Origin of the sequence: Streptomyces sp. NRRL S-31, from assembly GCF_000718775.1 — a bacterium.
GTDB lineage: Bacteria > Actinomycetota > Actinomycetes > Streptomycetales > Streptomycetaceae > Streptomyces.
Genome location: NZ_JOCB01000142.1, coordinates 1 through 17,330, shown reverse-complemented (window position 1 = coordinate 17,330; position 17,330 = coordinate 1). Strand labels below are relative to the sequence as shown.

Annotated in this window: 16 protein-coding genes; 2 read left to right on the top strand and 14 right to left on the bottom strand. The window is 74.4% G+C overall.

Annotated elements, in window-relative coordinates; genetic code table 11:
* Nucleotides 1-84 precede the first annotated feature (84 nt).
* The 9 genes from IF37_RS0135895 to IF37_RS0135855 are packed head-to-tail and all read right to left on the bottom strand — an operon-like array spanning nt 85 to nt 8,883.
* Nucleotides 85-1,338 carry a pyridoxal phosphate-dependent aminotransferase gene (locus IF37_RS0135895; RefSeq protein ID WP_030752942.1) on the bottom strand — a complete coding sequence of 418 codons (1,254 nt, stop codon included), beginning with the start codon at nt 1,336-1,338 and terminating at the stop codon, nt 85-87.
* A 50-nt stretch (nt 1,339-1,388) separates the two neighbouring features.
* A complete protein-coding gene (locus IF37_RS0135890; protein WP_030752939.1) occupies nt 1,389-3,059 on the bottom strand; it encodes an AMP-binding protein in 1,671 nt (556 codons plus the stop codon).
* Nucleotides 3,056-4,174 (bottom strand): Glu/Leu/Phe/Val dehydrogenase dimerization domain-containing protein, encoded by a 1,119-nt coding sequence (locus IF37_RS0135885; RefSeq protein ID WP_030752936.1) that lies wholly within the window; start codon nt 4,172-4,174, stop codon nt 3,056-3,058. The genes IF37_RS0135890 and IF37_RS0135885 overlap by 4 nt, the downstream gene beginning before the upstream one ends.
* Nucleotides 4,175-4,215: 41 nt before the next feature.
* Nucleotides 4,216-4,779: a type 1 glutamine amidotransferase gene (locus IF37_RS0135880; protein ID WP_030752933.1), complete on the bottom strand. Its 564-nt coding sequence runs from the start codon at nt 4,777-4,779 to the stop codon at nt 4,216-4,218.
* Nucleotides 4,780-4,790: 11 nt separating this feature from the next.
* Nucleotides 4,791-5,597, bottom strand: a complete 807-nt coding sequence (locus tag IF37_RS0135875; protein ID WP_030752929.1) for an acetylglutamate kinase — start codon at nt 5,595-5,597, stop codon at nt 4,791-4,793.
* Nucleotides 5,594-6,649 (bottom strand): N-acetyl-gamma-glutamyl-phosphate reductase, encoded by a 1,056-nt coding sequence (gene argC, locus IF37_RS0135870; RefSeq protein ID WP_030752926.1) that lies wholly within the window; start codon nt 6,647-6,649, stop codon nt 5,594-5,596. Before argC ends, IF37_RS0135875 begins: the two co-directional genes overlap by 4 nt.
* Nucleotides 6,646-7,494: a RimK family alpha-L-glutamate ligase gene (locus IF37_RS0135865; RefSeq protein WP_030752923.1), complete on the bottom strand. Its 849-nt coding sequence runs from the start codon at nt 7,492-7,494 to the stop codon at nt 6,646-6,648. The genes argC and IF37_RS0135865 overlap by 4 nt, the downstream gene beginning before the upstream one ends.
* A 1-nt stretch (nt 7,495) precedes the next feature.
* Nucleotides 7,496-7,681, bottom strand: coding sequence for a hypothetical protein (locus tag IF37_RS0135860; protein WP_030752920.1), 186 nt, complete (start codon nt 7,679-7,681; stop codon nt 7,496-7,498).
* A 50-nt stretch (nt 7,682-7,731) separates the two neighbouring features.
* A complete protein-coding gene (locus tag IF37_RS0135855) occupies nt 7,732-8,883 on the bottom strand; it encodes an isopropylmalate synthase (RefSeq protein ID WP_079166043.1) in 1,152 nt (383 codons plus the stop codon).
* A gap of 266 nt (nt 8,884-9,149) precedes the next feature.
* Between IF37_RS0135855 and IF37_RS0135850 the strand changes: the two genes are divergently transcribed.
* Complete coding sequence (locus IF37_RS0135850) at nt 9,150-9,905, top strand: arylmalonate decarboxylase (protein ID WP_030752916.1); 756 nt, start codon at nt 9,150-9,152, stop codon at nt 9,903-9,905.
* Between the two features lie 74 nt (nt 9,906-9,979).
* Here IF37_RS0135850 and IF37_RS0135845 read toward each other — a convergent pair whose 3' ends face one another.
* The 5 genes from IF37_RS0135845 to IF37_RS0135825 form a co-directional block, all read right to left on the bottom strand.
* Nucleotides 9,980-10,702, bottom strand: coding sequence for a response regulator transcription factor (locus tag IF37_RS0135845; RefSeq protein ID WP_253915944.1), 723 nt, complete (start codon nt 10,700-10,702; stop codon nt 9,980-9,982).
* A 49-nt stretch (nt 10,703-10,751) separates the two neighbouring features.
* Nucleotides 10,752-11,912, bottom strand: coding sequence for a transposase (locus IF37_RS0135840; RefSeq protein WP_106981926.1), 1,161 nt, complete (start codon nt 11,910-11,912; stop codon nt 10,752-10,754).
* A gap of 390 nt (nt 11,913-12,302) precedes the next feature.
* Nucleotides 12,303-13,160 (bottom strand): alpha/beta fold hydrolase, encoded by an 858-nt coding sequence (locus IF37_RS0135835; RefSeq protein ID WP_052845558.1) that lies wholly within the window; start codon nt 13,158-13,160, stop codon nt 12,303-12,305.
* A 94-nt stretch (nt 13,161-13,254) separates the two neighbouring features.
* Nucleotides 13,255-14,499 (bottom strand): MFS transporter, encoded by a 1,245-nt coding sequence (locus IF37_RS0135830; RefSeq protein ID WP_030752906.1) that lies wholly within the window; start codon nt 14,497-14,499, stop codon nt 13,255-13,257.
* An 82-nt stretch (nt 14,500-14,581) separates the two neighbouring features.
* Nucleotides 14,582-14,887, bottom strand: coding sequence for an SDR family oxidoreductase (locus tag IF37_RS0135825; RefSeq protein ID WP_253915942.1), 306 nt, complete (start codon nt 14,885-14,887; stop codon nt 14,582-14,584).
* Nucleotides 14,888-15,143: 256 nt separating this feature from the next.
* Between IF37_RS0135825 and IF37_RS0135820 the strand changes: the two genes are divergently transcribed.
* On the top strand, nt 15,144-17,330 hold a 2,187-nt coding region (locus tag IF37_RS0135820), incomplete at its 3' end, for a BTAD domain-containing putative transcriptional regulator (protein ID WP_030752898.1).

Here is a 17,330-nt window from a genome sequence, read left to right as displayed (position 1 = left end):
CCCCCCCCCGGGTTGGGGGTTGGGGGGGGCGGGCAACGGTCAGGGTCGGGACGTGGCCAAGGCCGGGACACGGTCGGCGGGCGGTCAGGGTCGGGGCGCTGTCAGGTCGGTCAGGGCGTTGCCCAGGTGGTCGAGGCCCTCGCGGACCCACGGCAGGGCGAGCGGGTCGGGCGCGGTCAGCGCGGTGGTCCGCTGCTCGTCGGTGTCGCCGTAGAGGCGGCTGGTGGCGGCGCGCAGGCGCAGCGCGCGGTCCGGTTCACCGAAGGCGCTCGCCGGCAGCACGCCGACGCCGTGCCGTTCGACGAGCAGCCGGACCAGGCCGGCGGCGCCGGTGACGCCGTGCGCCGCGGCGAGGCGGTCGCGCAGCGGCTCGAAGTCCGGGTAGAGGTAGCAGGTCGCGGTCACCGGTGCGAGCGTGGCGCCGGCCGCGGTGAGGCGGCCGGCCGCCGCGCGGGCCACCGTCGCGTGCAGCCGGCGGCTCGCCGCGATCCGCCCGGTGACCTCCGGCGGTTCGGTGAGGGCCCAGGCCGCGGCGGTCTGCACCGGGGCGGGCGGGCTGGACCAGATCTGGCTGGCGACGGAGAGCAGCGTGGTGCGCAGCTCGTGCCCGGCGGGGCCGTCGGGCAGCCGGGCGACACCGGTGCGCCAGCCGCCGACCGCCAGGTTCTTGGTGAGGCCGGTGGTGACGACGGTGCGCTCGGGGGCGTACACCGCGGGGGAGATGGCGGGCCGGCCGGGGTCGTGCACGAGGTCGCCGTAGATCTCGTCGGAGATCACCACGAGGTCCAGCTCGCGGGCCGTCTCGGCCAGTCGCCGCACGGTCGCGGCCGGGGCGACGGTGCCGGTCGGGTTGTCCGGCACGGTCACCACCACGGCGCGCGGGTCCTGCCCGGCAGCGCGCGCGAGGGTGACCGCCTCGCGCAGCCGCTCGGGGTCCGGGACACCGCCCTCGCCCGGCCGGATCGGCACCGGCAGCGCCCGCCCGCCGGCCAGCCGGGCCTGCGCGGCGTAGCTGACCCAGCTCGGCACGGGCACCACCAGGTCGCCGCCGACCGCGAGGACCAGCGCGTACAGCAGCGCCTTGCTGCCGGGGCCGGCCACCACGAGGGCGGGGTCGGTGGGCAGGCCGCGGCGCTGCCAGTAGCCGGCGGCGGCCTCGCGCAGCGCGGGGCCGCCGGCCACCGGGCCGTAGGCGTTGTCGCCGGCCGCGGCGGCCAGCCGCTCGCGCAGCTCCGGCAGCACGGGCAGACCGATCTCGCCGCTGGTCATGGGCAGTACGCGCTGTCCGGAACGGCGCCGCTCCTCCAGCGCGGCGTCGGCGGCGAGCGTCGCCGACATGGGTACGGCCGCGGCCCGCCGCGGGGCCGCCTGCGGGGTGGGCACGCCGCTCACCCCGTCCCGTACCGCTGGCGCAGCTCGGCCTTGCGGACCTTGCCAGTCAGCGTCTTGGGCAGCGCGGTCACCAGCTCGACGCGGTCCGGGAAGAAGCGCTCGTCGTGCCCCGCCTCCGCCAGCCGGGCGCGGACCTCCGCCAGCGTCGGGCCCCGCTCGTCGCGCCGCACCACGACCGCGCAGATCACCGGGTCGGCGCCGGGGGTCGCGGGCGGCAGGCCGACCAGCGCCGCCTCCACGGCCTCGGGATGACCGCCGATGACCGCCTCCAGCTCGGTCATGGGCGCGACCCGCCCGTCGCGGACGACGGCGTCGCGGGCCCGGCCGACGATGCGGATGCCGCCGCGGCCGTCGTCCCGGGCCAGGTCGCCGGTGTCGAACCAGCCGTCGGCGTCGAACTCGGCGGCGAACACCTCCTCGCGCCGGTAGTAGCCGAGCGCGAGGGAGGCGCCGCGCACCCGCAGCCGGCCGGTGCCGTCGGCGCCGGGCGACTCGATCCGGATCCGCATGGCGTCGATGACCCGGCCGTTGCTGTGCGCGGCCCAGTCCTCGGGGTCGGCGGGCCGGGTCATGGTGACCGGGCCGTTCTCGGACATGCCCCACAGCGAGTACGTCCGCGCGCCCAGCACCGCGTGCACCTCGTCGGCGAGCTGCTTCAGGACCTGGGCCGAGCCGATGATCACGTGCCGCAGGGTGCCGGTGTCGCGCCGGACGGCCCGCTGGGAGGCGGCGACGTCGGCGAGCGTGGCCGGCGGCCCGTACAGCAGCGTGGCGCCGTAGCGCTCCACCAGGTCCAGCAGCACCTCGTTCCTGCGCACGTCCTGGAAGGCGACCGTGCCGCCGAGCATGACGCCGGCGAGGACGCCCTGCGCGAAGCCGGAGTAGTGCACGAGCGGGGTGGACACGGCGGCCACCCAGTCGTCGCCGAGGCCGAAGGCGTCGACGTAGCCGCGCACGGCGGAGTGCACCGTGTTCTGACTGTGCAGGACGCCCTTGGACTCGCCGGTGGTGCCGGAGGTGAACAGCACCACGAACGGCTCGTCGGGGCCGAGCGCCAGGCCGTCCAGCCCGGCCGCCGCGCCGGGCTCCTCCTCGCGGGCCACGGCGGTGAAGTGGTCGTGGAAGGAGAGCGCGCCGTCCGGCACGGGGCCGTCCACCACGGCGACGTGGGCGAGCGTGGGCAGTTCGGCCCGCAGCCGGGTGAGGATGTCGGCCAGCGGGGTGCCGGACCACTCGGGGAGGGTGACGGCCACCCGGGCTCCGGTCAGGCCGAGGCGGTGGCGCAGCTCCTCCTCGGGGCAGACGGGGGAGACGGGGCAGATGACGGCGCCGACGCGCGCGCACGCGAAGATCAGCGGCACCATCTCCCACCGGTTGGGCAGCTGGACGGCGACGACGTCGCCCCTGCGCACGCCGAGGCGGAGCAGCGCGAGCGCGAACCGGTCGGTGAGCCGGGCCAGTTCGGCGTAGTCCAGGGTGTCGGTGCGGGACTCGGCGACGCGGCGGGCGGCGATCGCCAGCTTGTGCGGGCGTTCCCGCGCCTGGCGGTCCAGGTCGTCCAGGAAGGTCTCGTCGCGCCACCAGCCGCGCCGCCGGTACTCCGCGGCGTCCTCGGCGGACACCCGGACGGCCGGGGAGGGGCGCCGGGCCTCGGCCGGGGCGGTCACCGGCGCTCCTCGCGGCGGACGGCGAGCAGTTCCGGCAGCGGGTCGCCCGGCCGGCCGGCCGCGATCTCCAGCAGGGCCCGGGTGTTGCGCCGCACCCGGTCGCCGATCCAGTCGAAGACCCACGCCTTGCGGGCGTCGGCCGCCAGCTCGAAGGGGACGACCCGGGTGACGGCCAGGGCGGCGGCGCCGGCCCCGCCGATGTTGGCGATGACCCCCGGCACCAGGGTGGCGCCGGCGGCCCGGGCCTTCTCCCGGCCGTCGGCGTCGGAGGCGAGGTTGGCGCCCTCGACGACCAGGGCGGCACGCAGCCGGTGGGCGTTCTGCGCGTTCAGCGCGTGCTTCTGGGCGGCGAGGACCAGCACGTCGGCGTCGACGTCGAGCCAGGCGTCCGGCGCCTCGGAGGTGGTGACGTGCTGCGGCAGCCGGGCGCGGTCGATCCGGCCGAACTCGTCGGTGACGGCGACCAGGTCGGCCACCGGCAGCCGGTCGGCGCTGATGGTGCCCCGCACGTCGGCGACGGCCACCACGACATGGCCGCGGTCCTCCAGGAACCGGGCGACCGCGCGGCCGACGGCTCCGAAGCCCTGCACCACGACGCGGGCGGCCTCGCCGCGGCCGGTCGCCTCCAGCGCGGTGACCGCGGCGACGCCGACGCCGTGCCCGGTGACGTCGATGAGCGGCTCGTAGTAGGTGCGCCAGTCGATGGGCATGTCCGGGGCACCCAGGCGGTAGCGCGGGTCGTAGCCGGCCTCGTCGAAGAAGACGGCCCGGTCGGCGGGGGTGACGCCCATGTCGATGCCGAGGTGGATGCCGCCGTGCAGCAGGGGTTTGACGGTACGGCCGAAGGTGCGGAAGGTCTCCTCGCGGTCGCCGCCCTCGGCGACGATGCCGCCCTTGGCGCCGCCGATGCGCAGGCCCGCGAGCGTGAACTTGTCGGTCATGTCGCGGGCCAGGCCGCGGACTTCCTCCTCGGTGACGCCGGGGGTCATCCGCACGCCGCCCATGGCCAGGCCGTCGACGAGCGTGTCGACGACCACCCAGCTTTTGATGGTGCCGCCGCTGCCGTTCAGGTGGACGGTGAACGCGGGCTCCTGGGTGTCTGCCACAAAGCTCATGTCAACTCTCAAGTCCTCGTGAGTGGGTGGATCGGCGGCGGTCACCGGTAGAGCTGCGTGAAGCCCCGCAGGATCTCCAGGCCGTCGCTGCGGAACTCCAGGTGCGCCTGGGAGCCGAGGACGCGTCCGTCGTCGGAGCGCAGGAACTCCACGGGCGCGTCGGTGGAGCGGCCGATGGAGCGGAAGCCCGCGGGGGCCTCCTGGAGGTAGAGGGTGTGCCGGTGGAACACCGTCACGGTCGGTTTGACGTAGGCGAAGAGCGGTTCCTCCTTGTCGACCTGCACCTCGTAGCCGCCGACCCGCTGCGGGCCGTCGGCGAGCCGGCCGCCGGCCGAGACCGCCAGGATCTGCATGCCGCCGCAGATGCCGAAGACCGGCACCCGGGACGTCATGACGAGGTCGACGAGCGGCTTGTAGTGCTCTTGGTCGTAGGCCCGCACCTTGGTGCCGCTGAGCACGATCGCCTGGTAGCGGCCGTCGACGCGGTCGGGGACGGACGCCGCGTCGACGGCGTCGGTGGCCGAGCCCAGCTCCTCGAAGCGGCGGCGCAGCTGGGGCAGGGACAGGGTTCCGTTGTTGACGACCAGGACACGGGGCTGCGCCACGTGCGTACTCCTCACGTTCGCGTGATGACGGTGCCGGTGCGGGCGTCGAGCAGGTCGGTGACGGGCGCGCTGCCGATGACGACCCGCTCCACACCGCGTTCCAGGGCCTCGCCGGCGGCCCGCAGCTTCTTGCGCATGCCTCCGGTGGCGCCCTTGTCGCGGAACGCGGCGGCGGCCTCGGCGCTGATCTCGCGGACCGGCCGGCCGTCGATCAGCAGGTGCGCGACGTCGGTGACGAGCACCAGGTCGGGGGCGCCGACGGCACCGGCGAGGGCGGCGGCGGCCCGGTCGGCGTCGGTGTTCACCTCACGGCCCGCGGCATTACGGGCCAGCGGGGTGACCAGCCGGGCCTCGCCGGGCTCCAGGTCCTTCAGCAGGGTGGGGTCTGCGCCGGTGACCGGGCCGACCAGGTTCTCCAGCTCGACCAGCTGCTTCTCCCGCCACCACCAGCGCTCGGCCTCGCCGGCGGCGAGCAGTCCGTCGCTGCCGAGCAGCCGTCCGGCCCGCAGGCCGCGCTCCTCAAGGCGCTGGAGGACGTCGGCGCCGAGCCGGGCGCTGACGGTCTTGATGTCCTCGATGACCTCGGGGGTGGTCCAGCGGCTCTGGTTGCCGTAACGGTCGCGCAGGATCGCCGACGGTTCGCGGTGGCGGGCGCTCAGCTCCCGCAGCGGCTTGGACCAGCCGTGCACCAGGACCAGCGGGCGCCGCCGGCCCAGCCGGGCCAGATCGTCCCACCAGCTCCCGTCGAGGCCGTCGACGGCGCTGCCGCCGAGCTTCACGACGGCCGGCGCCTCCCGGGATGTGTGCCGCGTACTCATGCCGGCATCACCGGGTGCATCGTCAGGCCCGTCTCCTCGGGCAGTCCGAACCGGAGGTTCACCGCCTGCACGGCCTGTCCGGCCGCGCCCTTGACCAGGTTGTCCAGGGCGGCGAGGACGACGATCCGGCCGCCCTCCTCGTCGTGCAGCACCGTCACGTCGCAGTAGTTGGAGGCGAGCACCGCCTGCGGGTCCGGCACCGGGATCAGCGTCTCGGTGTGCCGGCGCACCCGCACGAACCGGTGCTCCTTGTAGAAGCGCAGGTAGGCCCGCTGAAGCGTGCGCTGGTCGACCTCGCCGTCGGTGAAGACGTAGCTGCTGGTGAGCAGCCCGCGCACATGGGAGACGCCGTACGCCGACATGCTCAGCGAGCCGATCGAGCCGGGCTTGCCGCGCTCCAGGAAGTCGGTGACCTCCGCCGCGTGCCGGTGGCCGGTGGGCGCGTACGGTGCGATGGCGCCGCTGCGGAAGGGGTGCAGGTCGGCGGTGCGCAGCTGGAGGCCGCCGCCGCTGGAGCCGCTCTTGCCGTCCACCACCACGGTCTTCAGGTCGAGGCCCAGACCGAGGGTGAGCGGGGCGAGGCCGAGGGTGATCGCGGTGGCGTAGCAGCCCGGCAGCGAGATCAGTGCCGCGCCGGGCAGCTGGTCGCCGACCAGCTCCGGTACGCCGTAGACGAACCGGTCGGCCAGGTCGGTGCGCCGCTGGACCTTCGGGTACCAGCGGCTGTGCCGCTCCGGGGTGCGGATACGGAAGGCGCCGCTGAGGTCGACGACGGCCGGGACGCGGTCGGCGAGCAGGGCGGCCAGCTCGGCGGAGACCGGGGCGGGCGTGGCCAGCAGGAGGACGTCGACCTGGTCGGCGACGTCCTCGGTGACCGGCTGCACGGTCAGGCCGGTGTCGATGCGCAGGCCCGGGTGCAGCTCGGCCGGGCGCCTGCCGATGTTCGACGAGCCGCCGAGGAAGGTCAGCTCCAGGTCGGGGTGCTGGGTGATCAGTCGGATGAGTTCGCCGCCGGCCAGCCCGGAGGCGCCGACGACTCCTGCGCGGATCATGCGAGCAGCTCCTGCACATAGCGGCCGATGGCCGAGGGGACGTCCGCTCCGGTGGCCGAGGCCACGGCCCGGAACCCGGGGGCGTGGTTGACCTCGTTGACGACGTGGCCGTCGGCGGTGCGGAACAGGTCGACGCCGTAGATGCCGGGGCCCAGCTCCGCGGTGACCGCGTCGACGATCTTGACGAGGTCGGGGTCGTGGGCGAGGGCGCGGGTGTCGTTGCCGAGGGCCGCGTTGTTGCGCCAGTCGGTGCCGCCGCTGGCGAACTCGGCGGCGCCGACCAGCTCCCGGCCGACGACGAGGCAGCGCACCGAGGTGCCGCCCAGATACGGCTCGACCAGACATGCCTGTTCGAAGGCGTGGCCGAGGTCCTCGACGTAGTCGTACACGGACTGGGCGGTGTCGGCGTGCCGGATCAGCGTGACCCGCTTGCCCATGCCGCCGAAGACCGGCTTGAACACCACCGGCAGCTCCAGCTCGGCGAGCGCCTGCTCGAAGTCCTTGCGGGACAGCACGAGGCGGAAGTCCGGCACGGGGACGCCGGCCGTGCGCAGCACGGTGCGCAGCGCGGCCTTGTTCTCGCAGGCGTGGATCGCCCGGGCGGTGTTGACGGTGCGCGCCCCGGCGGCCTCGGCGAGGCTCGCGACCAGGCCGCCGCGGGTGTAGCTGCGGCTGCGCACCAGCAGCGCGTCGTAGTCCCGGACGGAGGGCGCGGCGGGGTCCCCGAGGCACAGGGACTCGTCGTTGACCCAGTCGACACGGAGGCCGAGCGCGTCCGCGCGCTGGATCAGCTGCCGCTCCTCCCAGGCGATCCGGTCGGCGACGATGGCGACTCTGCGGCCCATCTCACTGGCCCCAGTCGCGCAGCTGCACCTCGACCATCTGGAGCGTCAGCCGGCCGTCGGAGACGTCCTCGACGCGCAGGGTGAGCATGCACTCGGGGCAGGACAGGGTCTCGCCCTGGACGACCGGCGGCACGGTCAGGTCGGTCTCGCACTCGGGGCAGGCGCCGGTCAGGGTGGCGGTGGACATGGTGGGGGCTCCGTTCTCGTGCGTGGATCGGCGGGGGGGGGTGCGGTGGTTCAGGCGGCCTGGTAGTCGATGGCGGCCTTGCGGATGGCGTCCCGGTCCAGGAGCGGGCCGCCCTCCTTCTCCTGCCGGCCGATGAGCCAGGCGGTGAAGGCGTCGAGGTCGACGGTGTCCGCGGCGTCGGCCAGCGCCCACTTGACCAGGGCCGGGGTCAGCCGGGTGCGGACCCGCAGCTCGCGGGAGCCGCCGACGAGTTCGGCCGGCAGGGTCTCGTATGCCTCCGGGTGGCTGAGCTGGCCGGGCAGCTCGTAGGCGAAGGCGTGCGGTGTGGTCGGGCCGGACTGGAAGGCCGTGCCGAGACCGGCGCCCTTGAGGGCGAGCCGGGACAGCTCGGTGAGGTGGCCGAGGTCGAAGCGGGTGTCGCCGTACACCACCCGCAGCGAGGTGAGCAGCTCGGCCAGCGGGGCGTTGCCGCCGCGCTCACCGATGCCGCCGACGGTCGCGGAGATCCACCGGGCGCCGGCCCGGACGGCGGCGAGCGAGTTGGCGACCGCCATGCCCAGCATGTTGTGCGAGTGGATCTCGATCTCGGAGCCGTCGATCGCGGTGAGGTCCCCGATCACCGACTCCATCTGCCAGGGCGAGAGGTAGGCGACGGTCTCGGCGAGCCGGAACCGGTCGGCCCCGGCCTCGAAGCCCGCGGTGACGTAGGGGACGAGCCGCTCCCTGGGCGTGCGGGCGCCGTCCTCGCCGCTGAAGGTGACGTGGAAGCCGCGCTCCTTGGCCTGCTGGATCGCGGAACGGGCCAGCGCTTGCAGGAACTTGGCGCTCGGCGTGCCCAGCTTCAGCTTGGCGTGCTGCTCCGAGGTGGGGATGGAGTACATGATGTGGCGCACGCCGAGGCGCCGGGCCTCGTCGAGGGCGCGGGCCACCTGCTGCCGGTCCCGCACCACGAGCAGCGTCATGGCGCGCTCGGGCCCGACGGCGTCGTGCACGGCCTCGACCAGGGGGGCGTCCTTCGACCCCGGGCCGGAGACCATGCCCACCTCCACCAGCTCGACCCCGGTGCGCACCAGCAGGCCGGCGATGGCCGCCGCGTCGTCCGGGCCGAACTCGACACCCGCCATGTGCGCGGAGTCGCGCAGGGTCGCGTCGGATATCCGCGGCGGGACCGCGAGTTCCTCATGGTTTTCCGTTGCTGCCATTTCCGTTCACTCCTTGTTGCAAAGGAATTTCCATCCTTGCTTCCGGAAGAGTTCGGTGAACCGCAATCCGGGAACGAATGCGTCTGGCGCTGCCCAATAGCCTCCGGGGTGCGGCGGGTGCCGGGCAAGGAATCCCGCGTCAGAAAGCCATGGAAAAGTGTCAGGGAATGTCAAGAAGTACAGGCCGTGCAAGAACGGTGTGGTGGTGCGCAAGAAGGCGCCGAATAGCCCGCGCGGGCGGGCGTGCCGCGCCTACCGTGCCCTGCATGGACCTTCTCTCACTGCCCCGGCTCGGGCTCGTCGTCCCGCCGGAGAACCCGACCGCGGAACCGGAGTTCGGCGCGCTGCTCGGCGGGCGCGTGAACGTGTACACGGCCCGCTTCCCGACGACACCCGGGCTCGGCCTCAGGGACATGCTGGAGTCCTACAACCGGGTCCTGCCCGACACCCTCGGCCGGTTCGGCGGCATGCGGCTGGACGCGGCGGTGGTGGCGTGCAGCGCCTCCCACTACCTGCTCGACCCGGACGGCGACCGGGCGTTCTGCGCGGAGCTGTCCGAGCGGGCGGGCTACCCGGTGACGTCCTCGACCCAGGCGATCCTGGCCGCGTGCGCAGCGCTGGGGGTGCGCCGGCTGACCCTCGTCTCGCCGTACCAGCCGTGGCTCACCGACACCTCGCGCGCCTTCTGGGAGCGGGCCGGCCTCACGGTCGACGGCATCGTGTCGGTCCCGGCGGGTCCGGCGCCCGACGGCGGCCCGCACTACGACCCGTACCGGGTGACGACCGCGTCGATACTCGACCGCACGGCGGCGGCCGGCCACCCCGACGACACCGCCGTGCTGTTCACGGGTACCGGCATGGGCACCCTCGCCGCACTCGACGAGCTGGCCCGGCGGGAGCCCGGCCGGGTGCTGCTCACGTCCAACCTGGCGTCGGCGTGGTGGGCCCGGCGCACCCTGGCCGGCGGCGACGCGGGCCCGGAGCACCCCCTCCTCGGGCGGCTGGAGAAGGCGGCGGTGTGACAGGACGGGGCCCCGAGCGTCCCAGGACAGCCGGGGCCCCGAGCGGCCTAGGACAGCCGGGGGCCCCGGGCGGCCTAGGACGCCTCGGGCATCTCGAAGGTGTCGGACGCGGCCGGCAGGTCGGCGGCGTGCCCGCCGCCGTACCCCATCCGGTAGCCGACGCCGCGGACGGTGGTGATCCACCGGCCGCTGCCGAGTTTCGACCGCAGGCTGCTCACATGGGTGTCGATGGTGCGGCTGGTGCAGGCCCAGTTGCTGCCCCAGACCTTCGCCATCAGTTCCTTCCGCGACACGACCGTCTCGGAATGCGTGGCCAGCACGTACAGCAATTCGAATTCCTTGGACGTGACGGGGACGACCCGGTCGTGCAGCCGTACTTCCCGGCTGCGCGGATCTATGTGCAGCGGGCGCAGGGAAATGCTCTTCTCCTGTGCCGCGGTGCGGCGGGCCCGGCGCAGCACGGCCTCTATGCGCGCGCCGATCTCCCTGAATCCCCAGGTCTTCACCACGCAGTCGTCGGCGCCGGCGCGCAGCGCGAGGACCCTCTCCAGTTCGTCGTCCAGGTCGGTCACCGCGATCAGCGGAGTGTCACCGGCGCTGCGCACCGACCGGCACAGTTCCAGTCCGTCCATGTCCGCGAGTTCCAGCGAGAGCAGCACCAGGTCCGCGTCGCGGTGGGTGACCAGCGCCGCCGCCCCGGTGAGCACGCTCCGTGTGATGTAGCCCTGTCTGCGCAGGTCGCGCTCGACGGCCTCGGCCGCGGAGGCGTCCCGCTCGACCACGAGTACGTTCGTCACCCCTTGCCGTCCCCTCATCGTCTGCTTGTCTCCGCTCCCACGGACGCCGTCAGCCCGCGACCCTGCTCGGCCCGGCCGCCGGGGCGGCCGAAAGGACGCGGTCGCCGCCGAGGGCCCCGTCGAGGAACTGGTGGACGTACGCGGCCGAGGCCATCGTCATGTGATGGTGCCAGCCCGGGAACGAGCGACCTTCGAAGTCCAGGACGCCGAACCGATTCTGCAAAATGGAGACCGCCGTCAGGGCGGCGGTGCGGCCCCGCACCAGGGCGAGCACCTCGTCCACCGGGCGGTCGGTGAGACTGGTGATCCAGTACCGCGTGGGCAGCCTGCCGTCGGGGGCGGACCGCTCCAGGATGCGGTACGTGCGCGAGGCCCCGTCGGCCCCCACCGCGAGCTGCGGCAGCCGCACCGTGCCGGTGTAGGTGTGCAGCGTCACCACCTTGGTGCGGCCGTCCGGGGCCTGCCGCACGATCACGTGCGGCTGCCGGGCGTGCCGGATGCCCATCAGCGTGCCCACCGTGCACACGGTCGGCGTGTGCTGTCCGACGAGCACGACCTGACCGGGATCGACCTCGCACACCACGTCCAGCCGCTCCCGGGCCAGCCCCGCGAGCACACCGGCCGCGTCGTCGCAGCGCGTCAGGTCGAGGACCCAGGGCAGACCGGCCACCCGCGGCAGCGTGACCGCGTCCGTGGCGTAGTCGAGGACGTAGGAGCCGGCCGGGCGCCCCTTCTCCTGATCCGGTATGCGGGTGCGCCGCCGGCGCTCGGCGTCCCAGTCCCACGGGCCGCTGAGCACCAGGCTCCAGTCGACCGGGAATGCCTGCCCGCCGCCGGCCAGGAACAGGCCCAGGGCCCGCTGGCAGTTGACGGCCTGTCGGGTCGCGGGATCCACGCGCCGGTGCACGCCCACCGAGTGCCCGCCGTTCTTGGGGATGATCAGCTCGGCGACCGTCCAGGCGTAGGGCGCCGCCAGCGCGGCGACGCGCTCGGCGAGCCTGCGGCGCACCGGCCGCCAGTCCCACGAGCTGGCGTTGATGAACTGGTGCAGTCCGCGCAGCGCGGCCGGCGGTAAGCAGTCCTCGCGCGCCATGCGCCGCGGCGTCTTCTTGCCGGAGCCATGGATCAGGGCCCACAGATACGCCCGCGCCCAACGATGTTGTTCCACTCGGTGAAGTGACCGGAATACTTCCTCTACGAACCCCTGCATACGCGAACCGTCAGTCGTTGCCATGCGCGTCTCACTCGACGACATAAACGCTACGTCCCCTCGTATTTCGTAACGCTCAGGCTGAGTCCGGTGCCTCGTGCATGTGCCCGAGCCACAAAATACCCTCGGACCCACAATTCTGTCCGTCGGGCGTACGTACTTCACGACTTCCCGCGCCGACCAGCGCGGACAGGGGCGGGCGGGCGGCCCCAAGAGCGGGGGACAGAGGCCGGAAAATACCGCTTGGCCCAATAGTGATGGGCCGGTCTCGGCAGCGCCGTCGACGTGTCAAAAGTTTATGAACAAATATACTTCAAGGCACGCCGATGACCGCCGAAGGCCGGGGGACGCCTTCGGCGGTCGGATCAGTGGGGCCGACGCCCTGGGAGATCAGTTCCGGCGCACCGCCAGGGTGTCGAGCCAGTTGCCCAGCAGACCGTGCACGGTGTCCGGTTGATCGAGGTGGACGTGGTGACCGGCACCGTCCACGACCGCGTAGGTCGCGTGCGGGTAGTGCTCCAGCAGCTCCAGCTGGTCGCGCCAGCCCACCAGATGGTCCTGGCGGCCGGTCAGCAGCAGATGGGTGCCGTCGTGCGTGCCGAACCGGGCCTCCGGCGCCTCCTTGAGCAGGTACGAGCCGAGCAGCGCGGCGGCGTCCGCACGGTGGTGGGCGCGGATGCCGGGCAGCACGTGGTCCCGGAAGGCGCTCCAGCCCGCGTCGTCCTGGTACAGGGCGAGGCCCGCGAACACCTCGCGGTCGGCCGGCTCCAGCGCGGCCAGCAGCGCCACGTCCCGGCCGAACACCTGCCGCCGCGGCAGCACGCGCTCACCGGCCGGCTTGACCAGCGGCGCGATCAGCGCGGCGCCCAGCACCCGCGGACCCCGCTCGGCGATCAGATGGCGGACGAGCTGACCGCCGTAGGAGATGCCCACGGCCGCGAACGGCTCGTCGCCGACGACCTTGTCCACGAACCGCAGCACCGCGTCGCCCATGGCCTCGGCCGTGACCGGCCCGGTCAGCCGCGGTGAGCGGCCCGAGCCGGGCAGGTCGACGTAGAGCCGGCGCCAGCCGCGCCGCGCGGCGAACACGGGTTCCAGCGGTAACAGGATCCGGTGGTCGACGGTGTGGCCGTGCAGCAGCACCACGGGCGTACCGGACCCGAACTCGACGTGGTGCAGCGGGTGCTGCGCCGGCCGTCCCGGCCGCGCCGCCCCCGTCGTCCGGGTCGATCCACTCTGTTCGGTCATGGCTCCACAGTCCGGTGCTGACACTGGTGTGATGGCGGGCGATGAGCCCCTGCCCCCGTCCGTGGCGCGGCGGTGCGCCGCGCCACGGACACGGCTACGCGGCCTGCCTCTTGGCGGGGAAGCCATGGCCGCGGGCGAGCACGACGACGGCGATCACCGGCAGCATGAGCAGCAGCACGCTCCACGGCAGCGAGTCGCTGCCGCTCAGGTCGAGCAGCACACCGCCGATGACGCCGCCGACCGCCATGGCCACGTTCCACAGCGTGACGAGCATGGCCTGGGCCGCGTCCGCCGCCGTCTCGCCGCCCGCCTCGCCGGCGGCGGTCTGGAGCAGGGTCGGCACGCCGCCCCAGCCCAGGCCCCACAGCACGGCGGCGATGTAGACGAGCGCGGTGTGGTCGGAGAGCACGGCCAGCACCGCTGCGGCCACCGCGACCAGCAGCGAGCTGGCGATGGTCAGCGCCCGCAGCCGCCGGTGGATCTGCGCGCCGACGATCCAGATGCTCGCCAGGGAGGCGGCACCGAAGACCAGCAGCACCAGGTCGGTGTTGCCGCCCATGCCGAGGTCGTCGAGGAACGTGGCGATGTAGGCGTAGATGATGGTGTGCGCCAGGACGAAGACCAGCGTCACGAACAGCACCGGGGCCACTCCCGGGACCCGCAGGGCGTGCAGCATCCTCGGCCGCTCGCCGCGCTCCTGGCCCGGGAAGTCCGGCACGGCCGCGGCGATCCACCCCAGCAGCACGACGGTCAGCGCGGTCATGGCGAGGAACGCCACCCGCCAGTCGGTCACCTTGCCGAGGAAGGTGCCGGCGGGCACGCCCAGCGAGAGCGCGACCGGGATGCCCGCCATCGCGACCGCGATCGCCCGGCCCTGGAGGTGCGCCGGGGCCAGCCGGCGCGCGTACCCGGCGAGCAGCGCCCAGGCCAGACCGGCCGCGACGCCGGCGACGAAGCGCGCCACCATGGTCAGTCCGTAGTAGGAGGAGACCGCGGTGACGGTGTTGGCGACCGCGAAACCGGCCATGGCGGTCAGCAGCAGCCGCTTGCGGCGCCAGCCGGCCGTGGCCGCCGTCAGCGGGATCGCGGTCAGCGCGGTGCCGAGCGCGTAGATCGTGACCGTCTGTCCCGTCGCGGACTCGCTCACGTGCAGGTCGTCGCTCATCGCCGGGAGCAGACCCGCGGGCAGGGTCTCGGTGAGGCTCGTGATGAAGACGGCGGTGGCCAGGGCCAGCAGGGCGAACATGGGCAGCTTCTGCGGCTGCTCCACCCCCTGCCCGCGGGCGTCGGGGCCGCTCAGCGCCGGCGAACCGGCCGCGGTCTCTGGTGTGGTGCTCATGGATGTGCTCCAGGGTTTCGGGACGGGGTGGGTGGACCTGGTCGGTGGGACGGGCGGGGGCCCGGCTCCGGCGGCCGCGTCGTCACGGCCTGCTGAGCCCCCCGTCGACCGGGAAGCGGACTCCGGTGGTGAAGGTGGCGTCGGTGGCCAGGAAGAGCGCGGCCCGGGCCACCTCCTCGGCGGCACCGAGGCGGCCCAGGGGTGGCAGGGGCGCCCCGTGGCCGCCCGGCGCCTCGATACAGCCCGGCGCCACGGCGTTGACCCGGATGCCGCGGCGGACCAGCTCGGCGGCGAGCGCGTGCACGGCGGCGGGCGACGACGCCGGGGTCATCAGCACGACCGCGCCGCCGTCCCCGAGGCGCGGCAGCAGCGGCCGGGCGGTGTCCACGACATCGGCGAACAGCAGGTCGACGGTGCCGCCGGAGGCCAGGCTCTCCCACGACGACCGCCGTCCGGCCCGCGTACTTGGTCATGCCGCTGTTTCCTCCGCCGCGCCCGCCTCGACTGCTCGCTGGACACGACCATGCGCCGGGGCGCTTCGGGAAACCTTCGGAACCGCTGACGGCCGGCTTACGGACCGTCCGGAACCCGGCTGACCTCGGTGACCGCCTGCCGGAACGGTTCCGTGACGTACAGTGACGCACATGCGGTTTGGGGTGCTCGGCCCACTGGCGGTGTGGGACGACGAGGGGGTGGCCGTCAGGGTTCCCGAGGCGAAGGTCCGGGCGCTGCTCGCCGCCCTGCTCGCACACGACGGCGGCCCGGTCTCCGCGGACCGCCTCATCCACGACCTGTGGGGCGACCGTCCGCCGGGCCGGCCCGCGGGCGCCCTCCAGGCCAAGGTCTCCCAGCTGCGCCGGGCCCTGGGCCGGGACCGCGTGGTGCACCAGCCGTCCGGCTACCGGCTGCGGCTGGAGCACGCCGACGAGGTGGACGCCGCCCGCTTCCGCGAGCTGGTGGACCGCGCCCGCGGCGTCCCGGAGCCGGCCGCCCGGGCCACACTGCTCACCGAGGCGCTGGAGCTGTGGCGCGGACCCGCCTACGCCGACTTCGCCGACCGGGAGTTCGCCCTCGGCGCGGTGCGGCGCCTCGACGAGCAGCGGCTGTCCGTGCTGGAGGAGCAGGCCGAGGCCCGGCTGGCCGCCGGGGACCAGGTGCTGCTCGCCGGGGAGCTGGCCGGCCTGGTGGCCCGGCATCCGCTGCGGGAGCGGCTGCGCGCGCTCCAGATGCGGGCACTGTACGCAGCGGGCCGGCAGAGCGAGGCGCTCGCCGCCTACGAGGACCTGCGCGCGCGTCTCGTCACCGAGCTGGGCGTCGACCCGAGCCCCGAACTCGCCGCGCTGCACCAGGCGGTGCTCCGCCAGGACCCCGAGCTGACGGCGATACCGCCGAGCGCCCCCGCCACCGGGCCGGACCCCGGCCCCACCCCGGCCGCCGGACCCGACCCGGACACCGGACCCGACCCGGACACCGCCCCGGCCGCCGGACCGGACCCGGGGGCCGGTCCCGCCGTCGCGGCCGTCGCCGCCCCCTCCAACCTGCCCGTCTCGCTCACCGCCCTCATCGGCCGCCGCGAGGCGCTCGACCGGCTCGCCGAACTCCTGCGCGCCGCCCGCCTGGTGACCCTCACCGGTCCCGGCGGCGTGGGCAAGTCCCGGCTGGCCGTGGCGGCGGCCGAGGAGCTGCGCGACGGCGGGCCCGCCGCGCGGCTGCCCGACGGCACCTGGTTCGTGGAGTTCTCCGGTGTCCGCGGCGCGGCCCCCGCCGACCTCGCGCAGGTCGTCGCCGCGGCCCTCGGCATCAGCGACCACGCCCCGTCCGCCGTGCCGGTCTCCGGCACCGGCACCCGGTCGCCCGCGCACCACCTCGCCGCCGTACTGCGCGACCGGCGCATGCTGCTCGTCCTGGACAACTGCGAACACGTCGTCGACGCCGCCGCGGAACTCACCACCCTGCTGCTGCGCACCGCGCCGGGTCTGCGCGTGCTGGCCACCAGCCAGGAGCCGCTCGGGCTGCCCGGCGAGGAGGTGTTCCTGGTCGAACCGCTGCCCACCGCCGACGCGGTACGGCTGTTCACCCAGCGCGCCGCCGCCGCGGCACCCGGCTTCTCCCTCGCCCCCGACGCCTGCGACGACTCCGACCGTGCCGCGGTCACCGAGATCTGCCGCCGCCTGGACGGCATCCCGCTCGCCCTGGAACTGGCCGCGACCCGGGTGCGCGCCCTGGGCGTGCGCGAGCTGGCGGCCCGGCTCGGCGACCGCTTCCGGCTGCTGACCTCGGGCCGGCGCGGCGCGCCCGAACGCCAGCAGACCCTGCGCGCGGTGATCGACTGGAGCTGGGAGCTGCTCAGCGCGCCCGAACGCATCGTGCTGCGCCGGCTGGCCGCGTTCAGCGACGGCTGCGACCTCCAGGCGGCCGAGGCGGTGTGCGCGGGCGACGGCGTCGCCGTCTTCGAGGTGGCCGACCTGGTGACCCGGCTGGTCGACCGGTCCCTGGTCGTGGTCGCGGACGGACCGACCGGCCCGCGCTACCGGCTGCTGGAGTCCGTCGCCGCGTACGCCACCGACCGGCTGCACGAGATGGAGGACCTCGCCGCCGTACGCGACCGGCACCTGCGCCACTACCTCGCGCTCGCCGAACGCGCCGAGCCCGAACTGCGCGGCGCCGGGCAGCGGTCCTGGCTGGCCCGGCTGGACGCCGAGTCCGGCAACCTGCGGGCGGCCCTCGACGAGGCCGTGCGCCGCGCCGCCGCCGGCGCCCCGGCCGAGGCGGCCCGCCTGGCCACCGCCCTGGCCTGGTGGTGGCTGCCGCGCGGCCGGCTCGTCCAGGCC